7 protein-coding genes and 1 tRNA gene are annotated in these 7,497 nt (G+C 59.4%); 2 read left to right on the top strand and 6 right to left on the bottom strand.

The genetic code is table 11. The annotated features are described in order from the left end of the window. Positions 1–233 precede the first annotated feature (233 nt). From rplA to HMPREF2845_RS02060, 5 genes are all read right to left on the bottom strand, one after another. Positions 234–929 (bottom strand): 50S ribosomal protein L1, encoded by a 696-nt coding sequence (rplA, locus tag HMPREF2845_RS02080; RefSeq protein WP_005504876.1) that lies wholly within the window; start codon positions 927–929, stop codon positions 234–236. A gap of 137 nt (positions 930–1,066) precedes the next feature. Further along, complete coding sequence (gene rplK, locus HMPREF2845_RS02075) at positions 1,067–1,495, bottom strand: 50S ribosomal protein L11 (protein WP_005504870.1); 429 nt, start codon at positions 1,493–1,495, stop codon at positions 1,067–1,069. Positions 1,496–1,761: 266 nt separating this feature from the next. Continuing rightward, positions 1,762–2,508: a transcription termination/antitermination protein NusG gene (gene nusG, locus HMPREF2845_RS02070; protein WP_049338063.1), complete on the bottom strand. Its 747-nt coding sequence runs from the start codon at positions 2,506–2,508 to the stop codon at positions 1,762–1,764. A gap of 104 nt (positions 2,509–2,612) precedes the next feature. Further along, complete coding sequence (gene secE, locus HMPREF2845_RS02065) at positions 2,613–2,891, bottom strand: preprotein translocase subunit SecE (RefSeq protein ID WP_070506970.1); 279 nt, start codon at positions 2,889–2,891, stop codon at positions 2,613–2,615. 77 nt (positions 2,892–2,968) lie between these two features. Further along, positions 2,969–3,041, bottom strand: a tRNA-Trp gene (locus tag HMPREF2845_RS02060). A 353-nt stretch (positions 3,042–3,394) separates the two neighbouring features. On the opposite strand from HMPREF2845_RS02060, the gene HMPREF2845_RS02055 reads away from it, so the two are divergent. Together HMPREF2845_RS02055 and HMPREF2845_RS02050 are read left to right on the top strand one after the other, a co-directional pair. After that, complete coding sequence (locus tag HMPREF2845_RS02055) at positions 3,395–4,597, top strand: pyridoxal phosphate-dependent aminotransferase (RefSeq protein WP_070633769.1); 1,203 nt, start codon at positions 3,395–3,397, stop codon at positions 4,595–4,597. A gap of 471 nt (positions 4,598–5,068) precedes the next feature. Then, entirely contained in the window at positions 5,069–6,100 is a 1,032-nt protein-coding gene (locus tag HMPREF2845_RS02050; protein WP_005504866.1) for a 6-phosphofructokinase, read from the top strand. Between the two features lie 141 nt (positions 6,101–6,241). Here the strand turns inward: HMPREF2845_RS02050 and HMPREF2845_RS02045 are convergent, their stop codons facing one another. Then, positions 6,242–7,477 (bottom strand): CAF17-like 4Fe-4S cluster assembly/insertion protein YgfZ, encoded by a 1,236-nt coding sequence (locus HMPREF2845_RS02045; RefSeq protein WP_070633768.1) that lies wholly within the window; start codon positions 7,475–7,477, stop codon positions 6,242–6,244. Positions 7,478–7,497 lie beyond the last annotated feature (20 nt).

The raw sequence follows: 7,497 nt of genomic DNA, 5'->3' as shown, positions 1-7,497 counted from the left end.
GGGGGGGGGGGGGGGGGGGGGGGGGGGGGGGGGGACACCCCAATATTGTCTCGAAAGCTCCGGGCAGAGATAACGTCAAAGCCAGCTAGAGTCAGAATTCGGGGCCAGAACTCAGAGCCAGAACCCGGGGGCTAAAAATCGCTCTATCGTTTCAATCCTATAAAAAATCGCCCCCGACGCCTAAACGTCGGGGGCGACTACTAGCTAAATGCTAGAAGCTACAGGTGCATACCTTAGGCAGCAACGGCAGCCGGATCAACGGGGATGCCGGGGCCGAAGGTGGTAGCAACGGTTGCCTTGGAGATGTAACGACCCTTAGCCGAAGAGGGCTTCAGACGGTTAACCTCTTCCAGAGCTGCCTGGAAGTTCTCCTCGAGCTGCTCAGCGGTGAAGGAAGCCTTACCGATGATGAAGTGCAGGTTGGAGTTACGGTCAACGCGGAAGTCGATCTTACCGCCCTTGATGTCTGCAACAGCCTTTGCAACATCCATGGTCACGGTACCGGTCTTGGGGTTCGGCATCAGGTTACGGGGACCCAGGATCTTACCCAGGCGGCCGACCTTGCCCATCATGTCGGGGGTTGCAACCGCTGCGTCGAAGTCAGTCCAGCCGCCAGCGATCTTTGCGATCAGCTCGTCGGAACCAACGTAGTCAGCGCCAGCTGCCTCAGCCTCAGCAGCCTTGGGGCCTGCTGCGATAACGACCACGCGAGCGGTCTTACCGGTGCCGTGGGGCAGGTTCACGGTACCGCGAACCATCTGGTCTGCCTTACGGGGGTCAACGGACAGACGCATTGCAACCTCAACGGTTGCGTCGGTCTTGGTGGAAGAGGTTTCCTTCGCCAGGGCAACTGCCTCAGCGGGGGTGTAGAGCTTACCCTCTTCAATCTTGGCTACAGCTGCCTTGTACGCCTTGCTGCGCTTTGCCATCTGCTTTTCTCCTTATGCAGTTGTGGTCTCGTGAGCCGCGCTCGGCTCTGCCACATCCCGTCCATACGACGGGCATTTACAAGTTCTGTGTAGAAAAATCTACGGTGCCGATTACTCGGCTATTCGGCGAACCGAAATTACTCGACGGTGATACCCATGGAACGAGCGGTACCTGCGATGATCTTGGAAGCAGCATCCAGGTCGTTTGCGTTCAGGTCGGGCATCTTGGTCTCAGCGATCTCGCGCACCTGAGCCTCGGTCAGCGAACCAACCTTGGTGGTGTGAGGAACAGCGGAGCCCTTAGCAACGCCAGCAGCCTTCTTGATCAGCTGGGAAGCCGGAGGAGTCTTGGTGATGAAGGTGAAGGAGCGATCCTCGTAGACGGTAATCTCAACGGGGATGATGTTACCGCGCTGCGACTCGGTTGCAGCGTTGTATGCCTTGCAGAACTCCATGATGTTCACACCGTGCGAGCCCAGTGCGGGGCCGACGGGGGGAGCCGGGTTAGCGGCGCCTGCCTGGATCTGCAGCTTGATGAGGCCAGTGACCTTCTTCTTGGGAGCCAATGTAGGGTCCTTTTCTTAGCTGGGAACCGACGCACAGGAGCGTACGCCGGCAAGACGGTGACCGTGGCGCGGTCACCCGTGCATCCGCATGAAAGCGTGACATGCGCATACACAAACCAACATTCTAGCGTTAATCAGCGACTTAATCCAGCGCCAGCTAGCAGAAAGAGTAAACCTCACCCACACAGCCACCGCCGGCTACACAGTCACTACAAAATATGAGCCCCGCACCGAAGTGCGAGGCTCATATTCACACGCTAAAAACGTTAAATCTTTTCGATCTCGGTGAAGCTCAAGGTCACCGGGGTATCGCGGCCGAAGACGGAAATCATCACGACAATCTGCTGGGACTCGCCCTTGATCTCCGAAACGGTAGCGTCCATGCCCTCGAAAGCACCGGACTTCACGCGGACGTTCTCACCCACAGTGTAGTCGGACTCGATAACGGGCTTGGAAACGGGCAGGCCCTGGCTCTGCTGCTGCTCTTCGAAGACCGGCAGGAGCATGTCGAAGACCTCGTCCATGCGCAGCGGGACCGGGTTGTACGCATCCTGACCCACGAAGCCAGTCACACCGGGGGTGTGGCGGACAACGCCCCACGAGTGGTCGGTCAGTTCCATACGAACCAGAACGTAACCGGGAACACGCACGCGGCGGATGGTCTTCTTCACGGTGTTCTTGAACTCAACCACGGTCTCCATGGGAACCTGAACCTCGAAGATCTCATCTTCAGCTTCCAGGTTCTGGATACGGGTCTCGATACCGGTCTTCACCTTGTTCTCGTAACCAGAGTAGGTGTGAACCACATACCAGTCGCCCATCTGACGGCGCAGCTTGGACTTGAATTCTTCCAGAGCGTCGACTTCCTCAGCAGCCTCAGCAGCTGCTTCAGCCACCTCGACAGCCTCGGTAGCTTCCTCAGCCTGCTGCTCAATAGCCGCAGACTCCTCAGTAGCCTCAGCAGCGGCTACCTCGACCTCTTCAATCTCGGATACCAGTTCCTGCTCGGACACGTCGCTCCTACTTTCTATCGTTAATCATCTAGAGGGGACTCCCACTCGCCAATGCGCTGAGGGAAATCACTGATGGGGCACCCCAGATAAGGATGCAGCCTGTACTAGTTACGCTGAATGGTTCCGTTACCGAAAATCCAGAATGCTCCCTGGCCGAAAAGATAATCCAGACCAGAAATAAGAAGGAGCATCACCACGACGAAGAACAGAACTCCGAAGAAGTAACCAACCAGTTCACGTCCGGTGGGAGTAGTAACCTTCTTCAACTCCGCAAAAACTTCACGGAGGAATGCAAAAATACGGCCGAAGAAACCGAGCTTCTTATCGCTCTTCGACGATGCGCCGGGCTTAACAACCTTCTCGGCGGTAGCAGACGATGCCATTTCTTCTGCCCCTTTCTGAGTCTAAAAAAGTACGCCCGGGGTGCGGGCGTACAAATTATTTATTGAGGCAATAAAAGCAGGGCGGACAGGACTCGAACCTGCAACCTGCGGTTTTGGAGACCGCTGCTCTACCAATTGAGCCACCACCCTTTGAAGCGTTAACTTCAGGTGTGAGAGTTGCTTCTCACTTGTCTACTCCTCCACTGCCTCCTAAGCCGTGGCTTTAGAGGGGCAAACAATTACACCCTTGCGGGTGCAGAACTAACTGTAAACCATCTTTCGGGGCTGATGCAACTTCAAAATGTAATATTTTTCGAAAAACCTCTTGAGATACCTTGACGAAGGGTTCCGTATCGCTACTAGTGGACCGTATCCTATTACAAGGAACGCCGCACACACCCGCGCCCATCACGCGCGGATTGGTCCCACACGTGCATTCCCATCACCTATTTCCTTGTCGACTTCACGCCGGCAGCGCACAAGAAGAAAGAGAAGAGAGCCCCATGGCGCGTATTTCAAGCCGCATCGGTGCCATCGCACCCTCCGCAACCCTTGCCGTCGACGCAAAGGCAAAAGCACTCAAGGCTCAGGGACGCCCCGTCATCGGTTTCGGCGCAGGCGAACCGGACTTCCCCACCCCCGCGCACATTGTGGACGCCGCACGCGAAGCGCTCAACGACCCCAAGAACTTCCGCTACTCCCCCGCCTCCGGTCTTCCCGAGCTGAAGAAGGCAATCGCGGAAAAGACCCTGCGCGACTCCGGCGTAGAGATTGACCCCTCCCAGGTTGTCATCACCAACGGCGGCAAGCAGGCGGTCTACCAGGCATTCGCAACCGTCATTGACGAAGGCGACGACGTCCTGCTGCCCGCACCCTACTGGACCACCTACCCCGAGTGCATTCGCCTGGCTGGCGGTAACCCTATCGAGGTTTTCGCCGGTAGCGACCAGCACTACAAGGTCACCGTCGAGCAGCTCGAAGCGGCCTACACCCCCGCCACCAAGGCGCTCATCTTCGTCTCCCCCTCCAACCCGACCGGTGCCGTCTACACCGAAGAGGAAACCCGCGCCATCGGCGAATGGGCTCTGTCCAAGGGCATTTTCGTTCTGACCGACGAAATCTACGAGCACCTCACCTATGACGGTGTTCAGGCAGTCTCCATCCTGAAGGCAGTACCCGAGCTCGCTGACCTGTGCGTCATCCTCAACGGCGTGGCAAAGACCTACGCCATGACCGGTTGGCGTGTAGGCTGGATGATTGGCCCGCGCGACGTCATCGCCGCAGCCTCCAACCTGCAGTCCCACATGACCTCCAACGTCAACAACATCGCCCAGCGCGCAGCCCTTGCCGCTCTGACCGGTCCGCAGGAGGACGTGGAAATCATGCACGCCGCCTTCGACCGCCGCCGCCGCACCATCGTAGATGGCCTGAACGCTATTGAAGGCGTGCACTGCCCCGTACCCACCGGTGCGTTCTACGCATACCCGGACGTACGCGAACTGCTCGGCAAGGAAATTGAAGGCGTACGCCCGCAGACCACCGCAGAGCTCGCCGAGCTCATCCTCGAAAAGGCCGAGGTCGCAGTGGTTCCCGGCGAGGCATTCGGCCCCAGCGGTTACCTGCGCCTCTCCTACGCCCTGAGCGATGAGGATTTGGCAGAGGGCCTGGCGCGTCTGCAGAAGTTCCTCGGTCAGGCACGCGACTAGTTCCGTCCCCCTCTGAGCGCGCCTGCTGAACCTGCAACTCCCCCGTGGGAAGCGGTTCAGACGTGGGATAAACCGGTGTGAAACGATCAATCACAGGACTATTGACCGTTTTTTGTCCTAAAAACGGAGAATCCCACAAATATTTAAAAATATTTTTAAAACGAATGAGGCTTCCCGCATCTTTACAGATGTGAGGAAGCCTCATTCGCCTCTTCGGTGCCATAGGTGGGAAAGGGCGGCTATTTGTGTTTCAAACCCAAACATACAGGTACTAAAAACCTGAACTTTTCAGCACCAAAACAGGCGTTCCCACGGCTTTCCACCACTACCCACACAACCCAAACATCGCTAAAATAGAGACCAAGAGAACGACCTCCCGACCGGCGAACATTCGCGTGCCGAATTCGTGGAGGTCATAGTTATATACACGCGCGCACAACACCTAAAACGCGCAGACATTAGGAGCCAACTATGAAGATCGGTCTGCTTACTTCCGGCGGCGACTGCCCCGGCCTGAACGCTGTCATCCGCGGCGCTGTCCTCAACGGCGTCAAGAAGTACGGCTACGAGTTCGTCGGCTTCCGTGATGGCTGGCGCGGCGTCGTTGAAGGCGACTACATGGATCTGCCCCGTCAGAAGGTCCGCGGCCTGGCAGCCCAGGGCGGCACCATCATCGGCACCTCCCGCACCAACCCCTTCGACGGCCCCAACGGTGGCCCCGAAAACATCGAAATCATGATGGAACGCCACGGCATCGACGCAATCGTTGCTATCGGCGGTGAAGGCACCCTCGCAGGCGCAAAGCGCCTGGCAGACGCAGGCCTGCCCGTCATCGGTGTTCCCAAGACCATCGACAACGATTTGCGCGCAACCGACTACACCTTCGGCTTCGACACCGCAGTGTCCATCGCAACCGAGGCAATGGACCGCATCCGCACCACCGGTGAATCGCACCACCGCTGCATGGTCGCAGAGGTCATGGGCCGCCACGTCGGTTGGATCGCCCTGCACTCCGGTATGGCTGCAGGTGCACACGCAATCCTGATCCCCGAGGTCAAGGTCTCCATGGAGCAGGTTGCAGAGTGGGTCAAGGAAGTACACGACCGCGGCCGCTCTCCCCTGGTTGTTGTGGCTGAAGGCTTCATCCCCGAAGGCTTCGACGACGTCATGGCAAACAAGGGTACCGAGAAGGACGGTCGTCCCCGCCTCGGTGGTATCGGTGAGTACATCACCCACGAAATCGAGAAGATGACCGGCGTCGAAACCCGTAACACCATCCTGGGCCACATCCAGCGCGGTGGCGCACCCACCGGCTACGACCGCGTGCTCGCAACCCGCCTGGGCATGGGCGCAGTCGACATGGTCGCTCAGAAGCAGTGGGGCAAGATGGTCTCCGTTCAGGGCACCGAGATCAAGTACGTACCCCTTGAAGAGGCACTGGACGGTCTGAAGTCCGTACCTCAGGAACGTTGGGAAGAAGCAGCCGTCCTCTTCGGCCGCTAAACCCCGCAAGCTCAGCAAGCTCAGCAAGCTCGCTGAGCACTCATACTAAAACCGCGGAGGCGGGCACTCGCAACGAGTGTCCGCCTCCGCGGTTCTAGTTGGGATGGGTTCTAGTTCAGGCGGTTTTGGGTCGGGGAGCGCCTAGCGCTTCAGGAAGTCCTGACCCGCCAAAGAACGACGCGCCACCTCACCGGACTCCGGCGAAACCACCGTCGTCTGAGCCACCGCGTACTCGGTCGCCGGCGCCGGCGAACCATCGGGCAGGAAATCGCCGCCATCAACCGCACGCAAAGGCGCCTGCGGGTCAACGCCGCGTTTAATCACAGCCAGAGCAATCGGGCCCGCCTCGTGATGCAACGCCACTGAGGTAATACGACCGACCGGGCGGGACTTGCCCTCCACGAACAGCTCACTACCTGCCGCCGGCAGGGTGTGCTCCGAACCGTCAATATCCAAGAACACCAGGCGGCGCGGCGGGCGGCCCAGGTTATGCACACGAGCCACCGTCTCCTGCCCCTTGTAGCAGCCCTTATCAAAATGCACCGCCGTACGGGTGTAATCCAGCTCCTGCGGGATGGTCTTATCGTCAGCCTCGGTGCCATAGCGGGGGCGCCACGCCTCAATACGCAGAGCCTCCGCAGCCCACAGACCCGCAAAACGCGCGTCCGAAGATTCAGCCAGGGCGGGCAGAACAGAGCGCGGCACGATGCTCAAGAAACGCACGTAGTCCGCACCCGGGTGAGCATCGCCCGCCTCATCGTAGCGGTAGCTACCCGGTGCCGGAGTGTGCCAAGGGTCCTCCCACACCAGCGGCTTGCACTCAGCGAGTGCCGGATGCACCGAGCCGTCCTGCTGGATCGGGTTGCGGGCGCTCTCCAGTACCGCGTACTCGTCGCTGAGGTTCTGCACCTCAACGCGCATCATGAACTTCATGCGGTTTAGGTAATCGGTCAGCGGCTGTGCCTGGTAGCCTTCCACGATCAGCCAGAGTGCCTCGCCGTCTTCAATTGCGGCGGGTGCGTACTCCACGCGGCCCTGAGGGGAAAGCAGCAGGAACTCGCGGCTCTCCCCGGCGGTCATGCCGGTCAGAATCTGCGAGGCAATGGAGGTCAGCCAGGTCTGGCGGTCCGGCCCCTCAACACGCACTACACCCAGGGAGGAGCGGTCCACCAGCACTAGCGGCTCATCCGCGCTGGCGGAGCGGTCGAAGCTGAGGGCGCGTTGCTCCAGCATGGGGTTGCCGTAGTGTGCGGCGACGCCGGCATCCAGCCCGGAGGCGGCAAAAGCGCCGTGCAGGCTCAGCAGGGGGCTCACCGGGCGGGCGGCATCGGGCTGGGGTACCTCAGCCTGAGGCGCTTCAAGCGAAGATTCAGTCACGGAAGGTGCACCTTTCACGC

This window comes from Rothia sp. HMSC065B04 (assembly GCF_001812285.1).
In the GTDB taxonomy this organism is placed as follows: Bacteria; Actinomycetota; Actinomycetes; order Actinomycetales; family Micrococcaceae; genus Rothia; species Rothia mucilaginosa.
The sequence above is the reverse complement of the archived record's forward strand: the minus strand, read 5'-3'. Positions and strand labels throughout refer to the sequence as shown.

Excerpts from the sequence above, each read along its gene's own strand:
- rplA (WP_005504876.1), bottom strand. The coding sequence starts at position 929 with ATGGCAAAGCGCAGCAAGGCGTACAAGGCAGCTGTAGCCAAGATTGAA.
- HMPREF2845_RS02055 (WP_070633769.1), top strand. The coding sequence starts at position 3,395 with ATGGCGCGTATTTCAAGCCGCATCGGTGCCATCGCACCCTCCGCAACC.
- secE (WP_070506970.1), bottom strand. The coding sequence starts at position 2,891 with ATGGCATCGTCTGCTACCGCCGAGAAGGTTGTTAAGCCCGGCGCATCG.
- HMPREF2845_RS02050 (WP_005504866.1), top strand. The coding sequence starts at position 5,069 with ATGAAGATCGGTCTGCTTACTTCCGGCGGCGACTGCCCCGGCCTGAAC.